At 55.7% G+C, this 15,047-nt stretch carries 11 protein-coding genes; 7 read left to right on the top strand and 4 right to left on the bottom strand.

What is annotated here, in order from left to right:
- Positions 1-17 precede the first annotated feature (17 nt).
- Positions 18-1,022 carry a hypothetical protein gene (locus VFE46_15190; protein ID HZZ29340.1) on the bottom strand — a complete coding sequence of 335 codons (1,005 nt, stop codon included), beginning with the start codon at positions 1,020-1,022 and terminating at the stop codon, positions 18-20.
- A 525-nt stretch (positions 1,023-1,547) separates the two neighbouring features.
- On the opposite strand from VFE46_15190, the gene VFE46_15185 reads away from it, so the two are divergent.
- The 7 genes from VFE46_15185 (at position 1,548) to VFE46_15155 (ending at position 10,876) form a co-directional block, all read left to right on the top strand.
- Positions 1,548-2,750, top strand: a complete 1,203-nt coding sequence (locus VFE46_15185) for a DUF1559 domain-containing protein (protein ID HZZ29339.1) — start codon at positions 1,548-1,550, stop codon at positions 2,748-2,750.
- Between the two features lie 243 nt (positions 2,751-2,993).
- Positions 2,994-3,722 (top strand): PEP-CTERM sorting domain-containing protein, encoded by a 729-nt coding sequence (locus tag VFE46_15180; protein HZZ29338.1) that lies wholly within the window; start codon positions 2,994-2,996, stop codon positions 3,720-3,722.
- Between the two features lie 317 nt (positions 3,723-4,039).
- Entirely contained in the window at positions 4,040-5,410 is a 1,371-nt protein-coding gene (locus tag VFE46_15175; protein ID HZZ29337.1) for a dockerin type I domain-containing protein, read from the top strand.
- A 412-nt stretch (positions 5,411-5,822) separates the two neighbouring features.
- Complete coding sequence (locus tag VFE46_15170; GenBank protein HZZ29336.1) at positions 5,823-6,752, top strand: PEP-CTERM sorting domain-containing protein; 930 nt, start codon at positions 5,823-5,825, stop codon at positions 6,750-6,752.
- Between the two features lie 54 nt (positions 6,753-6,806).
- Positions 6,807-7,766, top strand: coding sequence for a glycoside hydrolase family 16 protein (locus VFE46_15165; protein ID HZZ29335.1), 960 nt, complete (start codon positions 6,807-6,809; stop codon positions 7,764-7,766).
- Positions 7,767-7,920: 154 nt separating this feature from the next.
- Positions 7,921-10,527 carry a beta-galactosidase GalA gene (gene galA, locus VFE46_15160; protein ID HZZ29334.1) on the top strand — a complete coding sequence of 869 codons (2,607 nt, stop codon included), beginning with the start codon at positions 7,921-7,923 and terminating at the stop codon, positions 10,525-10,527.
- A gap of 142 nt (positions 10,528-10,669) precedes the next feature.
- Positions 10,670-10,876, top strand: coding sequence for a hypothetical protein (locus VFE46_15155; GenBank protein ID HZZ29333.1), 207 nt, complete (start codon positions 10,670-10,672; stop codon positions 10,874-10,876).
- Between the two features lie 70 nt (positions 10,877-10,946).
- Here VFE46_15155 and VFE46_15150 read toward each other — a convergent pair whose 3' ends face one another.
- The 3 genes from VFE46_15150 to VFE46_15140 form a co-directional block, all read right to left on the bottom strand.
- On the bottom strand, positions 10,947-13,370 hold the full coding sequence (locus VFE46_15150; protein HZZ29332.1) for a DUF5703 domain-containing protein: 2,424 nt from the start codon (positions 13,368-13,370) through the stop codon (positions 10,947-10,949).
- Entirely contained in the window at positions 13,367-13,711 is a 345-nt protein-coding gene (locus VFE46_15145; GenBank protein HZZ29331.1) for a rhamnogalacturonan lyase B N-terminal domain-containing protein, read from the bottom strand. Before VFE46_15145 ends, VFE46_15150 begins: the two co-directional genes overlap by 4 nt.
- A gap of 167 nt (positions 13,712-13,878) precedes the next feature.
- Positions 13,879-14,790, bottom strand: coding sequence for a hypothetical protein (locus VFE46_15140; GenBank protein HZZ29330.1), 912 nt, complete (start codon positions 14,788-14,790; stop codon positions 13,879-13,881).
- Positions 14,791-15,047 lie beyond the last annotated feature (257 nt).

The following is a 15,047-nucleotide window of genomic DNA, read 5'->3' as shown; positions in this document are numbered from 1 at the left end:
TGCGCCCACGTTGTTCACTACCGCGCGGTGTAGGCAAAGCAATCGTCCACGACCCAGGGGGTAGACCAGTTGCCGTTGTCGCCGTTGAGCACGTCGAAGAAAAAGCACTTGAAGTGCTCACACCGCATGCCGTAAGGCGTTTCGCTGGCAATGCGATCTTTGGCGGTCAGCGGATCGACGCCGGCATGCGCGAAGTAATGAATTTGGCCGTCGGGCGTGAACGACATTCCCAGCGTCCACCAGCCCGGCTCTTTAATATCCACCGCGTTGTAATCGGCGCCATTCATTCCGGCCCGCACGCGCAGCGTGCAATAATCCTTGGTCTTTTGTCCGTCGCCTGGATGGAAATAAAACATCATGCCGGGCCAGTATTCGTCGAGGACCGTTTGGCTGCCGCCAAAGCCGAAAAAGCTTTTGGAAGCTTTGGTGGTGTAGGCATCGCAAGCGGCGCGGAAGCAAAACGAGTTGCCGTCGCGCCGTTCCCACTTGGCCCAAGTGGGAACGTACACATGCGCCACCACGCTGGGTGAACGGGAAACGGAAATTGATCCGCCAATGCGCTGATCGACTAGCCCAATAAAATCGTCCTGATGCGTTTGTCCGCTGAACACACCCGGCACGCCGGTGTACAAAGACATGAGCAGCATGGAGCCTTTGCTGCTGGGGATGCCGCCGGGCGGCGTGGCCACGCGCTTCACCACATCGGGCTGGCCGCGCTTCAGGCCTTCGGCCCAACGGCCATTGGTCGAGTGGCCCGAGGGAAGCCGTTCCTGGTGATCTTGCTCTTCGCTGCTTTTGGGCTCGTTGGCAATGTATTCCCACTTGGGGTCTTCAAAATCGTCGCCGACTTGCGTCAGTTGCTGGCCGGCGCCGGGCACTAAAACTTGGGCCTGAAGCTTAGTAGGCCAAAACGCCAGAGCCCCCAGCGCGGCGCCCCACAGGGTAGCCCGAAATGTGGTGGGCAACTTCCGCCGGCCGATCCGCCGGCGCGCGGCAGAAGCAGGATTAAAGTCGGAAAGCATGCAAATCATCCTTGAAGGTTGGGCCGATTGGTCCGGGCATCCGTGCGGCCATGCTCTGGGTTTCATCGGAGCGGGCTCAAGAAAAAATTGATTGGCACAGCGATTGTGCGGATCTTAACAGGCGGGGGGAGAAACTTGCCCGGCAGCTGAACTAATTTTGCCGGAATTTGTGAAGTTTGGCGTGCCGCCAGAGGCATGGCCGAAAGGAGACAATGTGTACCTAGCCCGATGGTGGCGGGCCGAGCGGGTTCGGCCGCGTAAAATTCAAATTGGTCCCAGGACCCTCGAAATATATTACTTGCATTTTGGCCGTGCCTCGGGGTAAGATAATGCACAAGCCGGGAAGACGAGCAGGTGAAAAGCAAATGCTTTAAGTTTGCCGCCGTCAGGGAGCGGTCGACAAATTGAGGGGATATTTGCAGCCAAACGCCACGGGGTGGTACGCTGTTTTTGCAGCGGCTTTTCTGTGATGCGCGGCTGCACCCAATTATCCGGTTTATCGATTGCTCGGGGGAGGAGAATTCTGTGAAACGTCGCAAAGTGCGGCCGCGTGAAATGGGATTTACGCTGGTCGAGTTGCTTGTTGTGATTGCAATCATCGGGATTTTGATTGCCTTGTTGCTCCCCGCCGTACAAGCTGCGCGCGAAGCTGCGCGCCGTTCTCAATGCCGGAACAATTTAAAGCAGATTGGCCTGGCCGCGCAAAATCATCTTTCCATTTACAAAATCTTTCCCACCGCCGGCTGGTCATATAACTGGACCGGCGATCCAGATGCCGGCTATGGGGCCAATCAGCCGGGTGGCTGGCTTTATTCGCTGCTGCCTTTCATGGAAGAACAACAGATTCACGATATGGGCAAGGGAATGGCTTTTTCAGGAGGCGGGACGGGCGGGAAATACGATGTTTTGGCCCAAATGCAGGCGCAGGGGATCGCGGTGCTCAATTGTCCTTCACGGCGCGGCGCTACGGTGGGAGTCGTTTTCGACTCCCAAGCCAATCCCGGTAACTATCCCACGAACTTCAACCTCACCTTGTTGACGAGCTTAGGCGGGGCGAAATCGGATTATGCGGGCAACGCAGGAACCCTTTTTGGTAGCGGCGTCACCGCCCACGGCCAAGTCAACCCTACGGATTGCTGCGCGACTGTACTGCCACCGGGCGGACCTACCGCTGCAGGTAAGACCGCTGCAGCATTTTTTGCGGGCATATACGGGAACACGGGTGTCTTTTACCCTGCGAACCCTTTTAGCCTGAGGCAAATACCGGATGGTCTAACGAAAACGTACCTGGTTGGAGAAAAGTCGTTGCAGCCGCAGCAGTACGATTCAACGGCACTCACTGTGAATAACAGGAATTATGGGGACGACAATACGATGTACCGAGGATACGATTATGACAGCGTTCGCTTTGCATCTAACTACTATGGGGGAACGCCGTCGGATGCAGGCGAGCCTACCCTACCGACAGAGGCGATAATTGCCGCAGATACGACGGGAACAAAATTTTTTCCGCCTGTGAGGGATGCCAATGACACCAACCCCGCCGACACCCCTGGGTCGGCCGGATTTCTCAGGTACGAAGCTCCAAACTTTGGCGCCGCGCACCCGTCTGGCTGCCAATTTGTGATGTGCGATGGCTCTGTGCAGACGATCGGTTACACCGTCGACCGGCTAGTCCATTGGCAACTGGCAAATCGAATGGACGGCACGCCGGTCGTGCTCCCGTAGCAGCCTGATGCATCCGCCCATCGTTTCTGCTGATCCGGCAGCACTTTGGCTGTATTCTCCGGCTTTTGAACCGGCATTTGCACTGGCCAATCGTCGCAATAACTTCTTTTTACGCAACTTGCGCAAATTCCTTGACAGCGGTGTTGCTGTGTATTAGCTTACGTACTGGAGCGACGGAACTCGGAGGCCGCGCAATCTCTATTGCGTGCGACAACGTCATTTCCAACTGGGTGGAGGAATCTTATGGCCTTCCGTCAATTTCGGCGCGCGTTGGTCTGCGCGGGCGCTTTGGGGATTGTATCTTTTGTGTTTGGGAGAGTCGTTTCGGCGGCCAATCTGGCCGTTGATCCGAGCTTTGAATTGGGAACCGCGTCTGGCCCCGAAAATACAGGGGGCTGGAACTTTGCAAACGGCGCGGCATTAAACACCACTCCTGCCGACTCACACACCGGCAATAATTCTTTGAACGTTACCAACGGCGGAGCGGGCGCTGCCTCGGGCGTTCCTCTGGCGTTTGAAACTTTCAATATTGGCGTTATCGCCGGCGCGAAGTTCGATCTCACTGGGTGGGGAATGACAACCGGGCAGCTTGTTCCCCCAGGTGCATCGAACAATGGCACCGATTTCGCGGGTGTTCAAGCGACGTTCTTTTCCGGCGACAATGCCACCGGCGCTAACCTGGGCACGGTGGAAACTGGAGCAACCAACGCGAAGTTTTCCAACCACATTGATTCCAACAGCCCCGTGGGCCAATGGATTGCGCTGGACACTGGTATTTTTACCGCTCCGGCTGGTGCCCAATCGATACAGATTTTTGGCATCGCCGTTTTCCCGCAGGAGGCAATACCTGCCGGCAACGGCGTATTTATTGACGATCTCGATTTGGAAGCCGTTCCCGAGCCCGCGACGCTTTCGCTGTTGGGCTTGGGTTTGGTCGGCTTCGGCCTGGTTGCCCGTCGTCGCTTCCGATAGATCGCTGAATTGAATTCACCAACCGCGCACGGATTTCAAAGGCCGTGCGCGGTTTTTTTGCGCGCTTGATGCGAATCCTCGCCGCCGCCGATTGCTCGAATCCGGGAATTTTGATTGAACACCCCCTTCTAGCGTACTATGCCCTTTAACGCACGGAAATGTTAGCATTGGGGCTGGTATTCTTAGTCGCGGCGTTTAAAACGACGCCGCCGGGGGATGATTTTCGGGCTTGTCAATGTCAGCGGAGCTGTGCGGCCGTTTTCGTGGGCCTCGGTAACGGCAAACGCGCGCTTTATCAGAGAGAACGGAACAGAAGCATGAGAATTGGCACTCGGAATTCCGGTCGGCGAAATTTCACCCTGCATCGTGGTTTCGTTCCCGCACTGGCTTTCGTGCTTGTCTTGGGAATTGCTACTCCAAGTTTCGCCACAGAACCGGCAGCGGCTGTGAATGCTCCCAACGGCCTCCCCTGGCTGCAAACGTTGTCCAACGATTTCACTTCGGCCAATGCCCAAACCGATTTAAACCACTGGACCGCAGAATTTGGCACCGGCGCGCAGGATGGATTAAACGGCTGGGGGAATAACGAATGGGAGTACTACAACGACGCGAAGACCAGCGGCAACCTGTCCAATAGCAACTTGTTTATCAACAGCAATGGCTTGAACATCACTGCCATTGTCCCCAACAATTTCACTACGCCCCAAGTCACCACCAACACCACTACCCACCCAGTCAATTCTACGGAGATCACTTCCGCGCGCATCAATACCAGTAATTACTTTTCGCAGACTTACGGTCTGTTTCAATGGACTGCTTCCGCTCCGTCGGGCAGCGGCCTGTGGCCCGCCCTCTGGATGCTTCCGCAGAACTCAAAGGGTTACGGCTCGGGCTGGCCCACGTCGGGTGAAGTCGATGTTTTTGAATCCGGAGGCGGCGGCGGTTCGACCGCCAACCAGCAGGAGCAAGGCTCTTACCACAGCGGTCCAAGTTTTGATATCAGCGCGACGCAAGTGTACAACAGCAGCAGCCATCCCGGCTATAACACGCAAAATTCCCACACCTACGACTTGCTATGGCTTCCGGCTGGCGCGACTTACAACGGGACGACCTATACCCACGGTCTGTTAGCATGGTATGTAGACGGCTTGCTGTATGAATCGCAAACTGGAAGCAATGCCGGTACTAATAGCACAGGCTGGTATAACCCCGGGGGAACGGGGGCTACGAATGCGGCCCCATTCGATAAGAACTTTTACCTAGTCATGAATCTGGCGGTCGGCGGGCAATATCCGGGCTTTAACACCCCCAATAGCCGTCCACCCATTGCTGCGGGCAGTTACACCATGACCATTTCCGACGTCGAAGCGTTTTCCCTTCCTATTCTTGGCGACGTGAACCGAGATGGGCATCTCGACGCCAAGGATGTCACTGCCATGGAACAGGCGCTGACCAATGAAGCAACCTTCGCGGCCGGCGAAAGCCTAACAACGGCTCAATTGAACCTGATCGGCGATATGAACGGGGATGGCAAATTCAATAATACCGATTTGCAAAGCCTGATTAACGCATTGAAATCAGGGAAAGGCTCAACCGAAGACGTCCCGGAACCATCGACGTTCGTTCTGCTGGCGTTGGGTGGCCTTGCCGTCTGGAGACGAAAGGCGATAACCCGGACAATTCGCTGATAAATTGCGGCGCTTTGATCACCACGCTGAATGGCAGCCAATGGGGGGCGGTCGGGGCTTCGGTCCGATCAAATGCCCTCGGCCAGGGCAAATTTCGCTTGTAAAGAGGCTCTCTCGTTGGCGAAATGTTCGTAAAATGTTTGCATTCGCCGTAGCTTAAGATTAAAAAAGAACTAATAATCTGCGAATCAATAGGGAGTGCGTTCGGGGAGTCTGTTTGACCAGCTGTTTAGGGACCTGGCTCAGCGTTGGACGCAGTCGGAGCGCCGGTTAAAAACGCCGACGGTTGTGACCTTGGACCGGTTCTAGGCTCAGCCCATATGGGAAATATCAACACGGGTCATTCGTGAAAGGGACAAACATGAAAACACAATTGAGACGGTTATTCTCTCTGTCGGCAATAGGTACTTGCATGCTTGTATTCGCGCAAGCGAGCTGGGGACAGACGAACTTATTGGTAGATCCCGGGTTTGAAATTGGGACAGTAACTACCAATCCAAACACCACCGACGCACCCGGCTGGGCAGAATTTGGCGGATTACCGTTCGAAGGAGAGAATCCGGGCCCTCCTGATAATTTTGTGCCCCCAGCGGGTGGCCAGCCTACCGTTGCGCACAGCGGCGTTTGGGATATGGAGATGCCCGGCGGCAATGGTGGCTATTCCGTTCCAGGCGCGTATGAAGTTCTCCCTGCCAGCCCAGGGCAGGTATATACTTTATCCGGTTGGGTAAGGACCCCCAACGTATTGGTAACTGGCAGCAATGACTTTGCGATATTACAAATCGCGTATTTCGACGGGCCATCGGGTGGCACGCAGATCGGAGGGGCGATAGGCGTAAATTTTGGAACACCCGGAGGCGGTGGTGGGATACCGCTTCCGCAAAACACGTGGGAATTTGGCAGCGTAACGGCCACGGCCCCGGCCAACACCCAATCGATCCTCGCATATATGCTGAATATCAATGGCAACTCGAATGCATATTTCGCATTCGATGACTTAAGTCTGACGTTAGCTACTACCGCAGCGCCTCCAGCGCCGGGTGATTACAACAAAAATGGCCACGTCGATTCCGCCGACATTAACGCCTTGGAACTGGCGCTGACCAATTTGCCGCTATATGAAAGCACGTACAATGTGAGCGCTTCCGATTTGGCCGCAATCAATAACATTCCTGGCAATAGTGGTTCCAATCTAACCAATTTTAAAATGCAGGCACTAATCAACCTTCTCCTTGCCGGCAACGGAACAATCAGTGCCGTGCCGGAGCCGACGTCGTTTATTTTACTTGCACTTGGTGGATTCGCGGTCGCAGCCGCCGCAAGAAAGCGTGCTGCGGCATAGGGAACTTCACTGGTTAAGTAGATCACGCAATCGCTCACTCGCCCCATCGCGATTATGCGCTACGCTCTGGCCTCAATCATTGCGGCACTCGGCGTTTGTCTGATCGGACATAGCGGGACGTTTGCCGCCGACGCTCCGCCCGGCTGGAAACTTTCTTGGAGCGACGAGTTCGACGGCAAAGACATAGACCGCACCAAGTGGGATTTCGATCTCGGCAACGGGTTTTACAACTATGACGGGAATCAATGGCTTAGCGGCTGGGGCAATAACGAGTTGGAGTATTACACCAAAGAGCCAGACAACGCATTCGTCAAAGAAGGCATGCTACATCTTCGCGCGCTGAAGCAGTCGCTGAACGGTTGCGGTTACACTTCGGCTCGGCTCAAGTCGCGCAGCGTGGACGGCGGCCCATTGTTCAGCCAAGCATACGGCCGTTTTGAGTTCCGCGCGAAGTTGCCGACGGGCAAGGGTATTTGGCCGGCATTGTGGATGTTGCCGCAAGATGAGAAGTACGGCCCTTGGCCCTGCTCCGGAGAAATCGACGTGACGGAGGCGCGCGGCCAGGAGCCCAACAAGGTGTTGGGCACCATTCATTTCGGCTCGCGCTGGCCCGGGAATGTGCACGCCGGCAAAGATTATATTTTTCCCGACAACGGCACGATTGCCGACTTCCACGTATACGCGTTGGAATGGGAGCCCGGCGAAATCCGCTGGTATGTCGACGGCAAACAGTACGAAGACCAAACGTTTTGGTGGAGCAGCGCCAAGTCGGGCGGCAAGGCAACCAACCCGGCCAGTGAGCCCGACTTGCACCCGTGGCCGGCGCCGTTCGACCGGCCGTTTTTCATCGTCATGAATGTGGCCGTGGGCGGACAGTTTCTGGGGCCGCCCGATCAAACCACCAAATTTCCGGCCGAAATGGTGGTCGATTACGTGCGAGTTTATGAGAAAGCCGGCGGCTACGGACCGACCAAGCCCCGCGGCGAAGGCAAGCTGCCCTTCAGCCATCCCTGAACCATTGCGGCAGCGCGATTCTAAGATTCGGCAGCGCGTAGTAAGTAGCACATCATCACGCGCGCCGCTAAACTATCGACGGACTTTGCCGCGATAGTGCTCTTCTGATTATTATTGTTGTTTACCCGGGGGGGTGAATGAACTGAGAGAAATGATGTCGTCCCGTCGTGTTGTTGTTGCCCTGGGAGTTTTCTGGGCGTGGTCGGCGCTTTCTGTAGTTCACGCCGCAGACAACCTGCGAGAGCATTTGCTGTTGGACGCGCATTGGCGGTTTCATTTGGGAGATTCCTCCGAAGTTGGCAATGCCTTGGATTATCCTGAGCCCAGCGATTTGGCGAAGGTGCGGAAAGCCGATCTAGCGAACTGGGCGAAGATGGAATCGGAGCAGGCCGATGCAGTAGCAGCGCATTCCGGCGAGCACTTGGATTACGTGCAACCCGCCTTCGATGCTTCTAGCTGGCGCGAATTAAATTTGCCGCACGATTGGGCAGTCGAACTGCCGTTCAGCGAGAGCGCGAATTTCCAGCATGGGTTCAAGGATCTGGATCCGAAGAAAGGCACGACGATCGGTTGGTACCGGCGGAACTTTTCGTTGCCGGCATCGGACAAAGGACGCACCCTCACTCTCGATTTTGACGGGGTTTATCGGAATTCGCTCGTGTGGTTGAACGGCCGTTGCCTGGGGCGGCATCCCTCGGGATATTCGAGTTTTCAATACGACATCACCAAATATGCCAACTGTGGCGACGGCGAAGCGGGAAACAACACGCTGGTTGTGCGCCTAGATGCCACACGGTTTGAGGGCTGGTTCTACGAAGGGGCGGGAATTTATCGGCACGTGTGGTTGAACAAGACGGAGCCGGTTCACGTGGCGCATTGGGGAACATATGTTACCACTGCGCCGGCGGACTCTGAATCGCAAGGTGCGGTTGTCACGGCCCGCGTGGATATCGAAAACGATGCGAACGATGCGCGGAGGATATCGGTCGGTTCGAAAATTCAGGATGCGGATGGAAAAACAGTGGCATCGTCAGCCGCAAATGAATCGGAATCATCTAACTCCATCGCCGGCGGCTCGCACAAAACTTTCACACAGCAGTTTAATATAGCGGGAGCGCATTTGTGGTCGCCCCAGACACCGTATTTATATACCCTGGTGACGACGGTTAAAGGCGATGACGGCGCAACACTCGATCGGTATGAGACGCCGTTTGGCGTGCGGACTGTGCGCTTCGATCCCGACAAAGGATTTTTTCTCAACGGCAAGCGGTATGAGATTCTGGGGACGTGTAATCATCAGGATCATGCCGGGGTTGGATCGGCCATTCCCGATGCGCTGCAGTATTGGCGGATCGCCAAGCTCAAGGAAATGGGGGCCAACGCTTATCGCACTTCGCACAACCCACCGACGCCGGAGTTGTTGGACGCCTGCGACAAGCTAGGGATGCTGGTGCTGGATGAAACGCGGCGGGCAGGGGCAGATCGAGAAGCACTGGGGCAGTTGCAATCGATGATCGAGCGGGACAAGAACCATCCCTGCGTGTTTGCCTGGTCCATTTGCAATGAAGAGATGCGTGACAATGTACAGGGGGACAACGAGGTGGGAGCGCCCATTGCCAAGGCGATGCAGGATTTAGCACATGGGCTTGACCCTTCGCGGCTGTGTACCTGCGCCATGAACAGCGGATATGGCAGCGGCTTTGCCACGGTCATCGACATCATGGGCTTTAACTATCCAACTCGCGGAAAGCGGCCCATTACTTGTGAAGATGCCCACGCAAAATTCCCAGAAAAACCTTGTATGGGGACCGAGGACGCCAGCACACGCTGTTCGCGCGGGATTTATTCGGAGGACGACGAAGGAAATATCAGCTCGCATTCGCTCGCCAAGGGAACCATCACCGATCCGAAGTTGAAGGCCGCCGGCTACGTGTCGGCTTACGATATTGAGGGAACCTGCACGGCGGAGAAGTGGTGGAATTTTTATTACGACCGCCCGTTTATGTCCGGCTCGTTCGTGTGGACCGGGTTCGATTACCGCGGGGAACCGACGCCGTATAAGTGGCCGTGCACCACATCGCATTTTGGGATCATGGATTTGTGTGGGTTTCCGAAAGATAACTACTGGTATTATCAGGCGTGGTGGACCGATAAGCCGGTGTTGCACGTGTATCCGCATTGGAATTGGACGGGCAAAGAAGGAAAGACCGTCGACGTGTGGGTGCAATCGAACTGCGACGAAGTGGAGCTGTCGTTGAATGGCGAGGTAATTGGCCGGCAGAAGGTTGAGCCGCGGAAGCATTTGGAATGGACCGTGACGTATGCCCCGGGAACGCTGCTGGCCAGAGGATTTAAGCACAGCGTGCAAACAATTGAAGACAAAGTGGAGACGACCGGCGCGGCTTCGCAACTCCGACTGGCTGCGGATCGCACTCAGATCAACGGGAACGGAGAAGATGTTGCGGTAGTGACCGTTGACGTGTCGGACGAACAAGGTCGAAAGGTTCCCACGGCAGACAACATGGTCACGTTTGCAATCAACGGACCGGCAAAGATCATCGGGGTGGGGAATGGAAATCCGTCGTCGCACGAGGCTGACAAGACAAGCGAGAGGTTGCTGTTCAACGGGCTGGCGCAGGTCATTGTGCAATCAGATGTCGGGGCTGGCGAAGTGCATTTGACTGCCAAAGGGAAGGGACTTAAGCCGGCCGTGCTGATGTTGAATGTTACGGCGACAGCACCACGGCCAGCAGTGCCGTAAGGTCGAGGCCCCGCGAAATGGTTGGCCCGGCGATTATTTGTGCAACTGTGAGACTTTTGTGCAAAGCCGTACCAAACACTCTTGTCACTCCGCTACAATGCTGACAGATCCCTAACTGTTACCCGCTCTAGTGGAATAAATAATGACGAACCGCGATTCAACTACACAAAAACGAGTGACCGCACTGGCCCAATTTAAGACTGCTCAGAAGATGCTCGCTGAAGGCCGCGCAGATTTGCTTAAAGCCCAAGACAAAATCGAGCAAGCTCAGAAGATAATCGAGCGAAACGCCGACGTGATCCGTGAAACTTGGGCTGCCGGACGGTCAGCAAGGATATCCAAAAAATAAACCTCCATCCGCAGTTCGCCTGTATCCCAGTTGCCGCTCCTTCCGGCAGTCGCAGAAGAAAACATCACTTTTAAGGCGAATGGGAAGCTGCCTTCTGGTCGCCGGTTGGGCCTGCCGGCAGCAGCACAATTTTTTCGCCCGGCGCCGTGTCGAAAGTCAACGACGGTCCTTGCAGAGTTTCCGCGGCCACGCCATTGCGCTGGAAAGTTATTTTGCTTTCGGGCCACGGATTTTTCAGCCGGCACGGCCCGCCCAGTTGCGAAATGATTTCGACGAATTCGATGTCGTGGTTTTTCACCGACGAACTGACGAGAAATCCGCCGCGCGCCAGCAGCTTAAAAGCGCAATCCCAACTACGCGGCCAAAGGCTGGTAAACACTTCGATTTGCGGTTTGCCATCGTCGGCCATGGAGCTGGCCAGCAATGTGGAGTGAATGCCTATGGCCAGGCCGGCGATGTGCTCGCAATCGATGGCGCCGGGACCTTCACGCAGCCGCAGCCGGTTGCGGAAAATTTGAGCACTGCCGTCGCCTGTGGGATCAATAAAACTTCCCAGCGCGTTGAAGCCGAGGAATTTGGCTTTGAGCTGAGCTTCCGGTTCGTTGGCAGGAATGGCGCCCGGTCCGCCATATACGAACGATCCAAACGGCCGATTGCCGCCGCGGCCTCCCCCGGTTGCCTTGCGGGGGGCATTTTCTGGGGAGCCGTTTGTCGCCGGCGGGTTTGGCGAGTTGCTGCGCTCCGTTTCGGCTGGCCGGCGACCACGGCCGGGATTGGAAGCCGGGGCCAAATGGTCGAGCATCTCCTGCCACTTGCCGCGCAAATCTTCATCGACGCCCAAACGGGTCGAAGCTTTGATGGCCGTGGAAAAGGCAAGTCGCATGCCGGCAATTTCGTTGGGGGTGTCGCCGGTATCCCAGCCGCTTTCGTTGTTGTTCACGTGGTAAATGTGATACTTGTTATCATCGCCCAGCTTCACGTTGGGAAAATTGCGGTAAAACTCGGCTGCGCCCTGAATGATGGGATATGCCCGCTCGCGCAGCCACGTTTGGTCCTGCGTGAATTCGTAGCGATCGTAAAACAGCGCGCCGATTTTGGCCGCGTCGCACAAAATGTGCGTGCAGTGGCCGAAAATGCCGGCATCTTTCGTGGGCACCACGTAATGGCCGTGATCCCAATGCCCGTCGGCCAAAAAATTCCAGCGCGAGTTATGCCGATTTTTGGTTTCGGCCCACCATTGAAATTTTGCAGACCGATTGTCATACGGTTTTTTAACGAGCATCAATTCCTGCAACTCTGCGGCAATATCATCGGGCAGTTTCTCTGGCCCATTGAAAAAAGTGATTTCGGGAATCCACACGCCTTGCGAACCCCATTGCTGCTGCGCCGCCAGCTTGCAGGCATCGAGCATGCCGGAGTAGAGCGAAAACACCGGGTCCAGCAATTCCATGCGATTGGCCGGCATGAGGTTGCTGTAATAGGCATTCGTGTTGGCCCACCAATATTGCGAACCCCAGCGGCGCATATCGCCGTTGGTATACCACAGCATGCCGCCAAAGCGAGGCGGGTAAGCGCCGCGGGAACTGCTGGCCATGAGGTACAAAAAATAGGTGTAATTCGCGGCGACAAAATCGGCCTGGCCATCGGCGCTGTGCATGCTGACGAAGCCGTGGGACCAAAAATCGTGCCACCAGTTTTGGGCGTCGGCGGAGTACGCGGCAAAATCGCTTTGCTCTAGTGGATGGAATTGTGCCAGCGCCAGCGCGGCGGCATCGTCATCCGGCCGCATGCTGGCGGCGCTGGCAATCAGGATGGTGAATTGACCTTTGCCCGGCGCAGCGGAAAGCTGCACGGTCGATTCGTTCAAATACCGCGCCTTCGATGGGCGACCGACCACACGAATGGCGACGGCGGATGCGTCGTAAAAATCGCCTTCGCGAAATTGCTGCGTCAACAGAATGTTGCCATCGCGGATATCCAGTTTGCTAGTGGCGGTTTGTTCCGCGGTGTGATACTCCACGGTGTGGTTTTTGGCCAACTGGAAATTTTTGCCGGTAATGTTTTGAATGGCGTAGCGGAGCATCCGCAGGTCGATATTGATGGCCGCAGGTTGCGGGCGCTGGTCGTCAATTTCCACGGCCATGACATCGTGCAATGGACAAGCCACGATGCGGGCAGTCACGCCGCTGCCTTGGACCGTCATCAGGCCGTCGTACAGAGATAAGTGCTGATGGAACGTCTGGCCGGAAAACACATCGTCGCCGGCGTCGCTTAGGTTGATATCGACATAGCCGCAACCGCTGGCGTAATCGCTGTCTTGCTTGGGAAAACTGGTGGTGTAGCTGTTTTCGGCGAACACATCGTCGCGATTGATTTGAAAGTGCAGGGCCGATAGAGTGGTCCAGACCAGGCTTCCCATGCGGCCGTTGCCAATGGGCTGGCCCTCTTCACTACGCGTGGTGGGCGTGTCGTAATCGAGATCGCCGCCGGTCACGATTGCGCGATAATCAGGTTGCCTGCCAGCGGTGCGCAGTGCCCGCCTAAGCCTGATTCATAGTGCGAATAGCGAGCGGTGACGCTGTGGCTGGCCTCCAATTGCGTGCTGTCAAATATCGTCGAGGTCAAATCGCCGACCGCTGCACTATTGGCCGTAGTGCGCGCGACCGAAAAGACCAGGCCCGCCCCGGTATCGACCGTGTACAAGTTCGTGCTGGTCGTCAGGCCAAAAGCCAACAGATCGTGGCGTTCCAGTTGTTCCACGGCCGTGTGCCGGTTGAAGGGCAATGCTCGGCGCGCGCGTTTTGCCTGATAACGAGTAATAAAACGCCGCGCCATGAACATCCCTCGCTCTGTTCCCGCACGAATCTGTCGGGCAAATTCGCGATCCAGACAACTTAAAGGAGTTGTGCTCTGTCAGTCACACGATTTCGCAACACCACGGCCGCGACTATTATAAGGTGGTATCGCCATAGATGCCACCAAGCTCGGCGGACGGTAGTGTCTTAAGAGTGCGTTGCTGAATTCAAAACCGCTGAAAACAACTCGTCAAAACTCCACAGATGATCGGTGATTCCCGCCATCATGCAAGCCGTCGGGCGCTTCATGCCGCTCTTGCCCGGCTTGCGGGTCCGCCAGCACCAATTGTAGTAGCAGGCGAACATAGCGAAAGCGGCCTCTAGGTTCTCTAGTTTCTTGGAGAAGCACAGCGTCAATCTGTTTAGCCGCTTCATAAAAACCCGTTGCGTGCCATTTAGCCGTTCAACATGCGAAGTAGTTATCGTTCGCTCTTGTCGTGGCCCTATATTGCGCTTGCCAGTGCGGAGGGTTCCAACCATTTCGGACGGCGTGTAAATCATGTTGGCATTCTTGTATTCCTTGATAATCGTGCCGTACTTCACGTAGGGGCCGAAAGCTAGATCGACGGCTTCGGGATAACCAGCGAAACCATCGGTCGAGAGCTGGCACACAATGGGATACTGCCCGATTGCAAACTTGTGGGCATCGCTGGCGTGTGGGTTTGGGAATACTAACCGACCGGCTACGTCCATCATAAAGCGGCGGGCATTGTCGGCCGACCGCTTGCCGAGCATAAATGACGGCATCAATTTGGTTTGCTTATCGATGCAGGTCCAAATATAAACATCGCCAACGTCGTGACGTTCGGCCTTTTCATTGATCGTTAGCCGCGATTGCTTGCGGCCTACCCAAGTCCATTGTTCATCGAATTCTAAATGCGACAATTTCAGGCCGCGCATCTGGGCATCCATAAATCGCTGACAAGCCGTTCCGAAGTGGACAATCAATTTGCAGATTGTGTTGCGGTTGATGCGGGTAACTCGTTCGGTAGCGCGAATCGACATGCCTTCGACCAAGAGGCGGCAAACTTGCTTGGCATCGTCCAACGAGATTCGCATATCGCCCAAAGGTTGCGGCGGCTGAATTGTCCAAGTCTTTCCGCAAAGAATACAGCAGACGCGCGGCGTGCCGTTACGGTTTTTACCGAATCGCTTGGTTTGCTCATGCTTGCAACTTGAAACTACCATTGTCGAGTCGCCTTTTACTGCGGCTCTCGCTAGAATTGGCTTGTCAGAGCAGCCTAGCGAAAGCCTGGTTGTATCTCGCCCTCACGGTTGTTTCAGCAGCCGTGAGGGTTTTTTGTTGGCTTGACTAC

The organism is Pirellulales bacterium, assembly GCA_035656635.1.
In the GTDB taxonomy this organism is placed as follows: Bacteria; Planctomycetota; Planctomycetia; order Pirellulales; family JADZDJ01; genus DATJYL01.
This window is presented reverse-complemented; position numbering and strand designations above follow the sequence as displayed.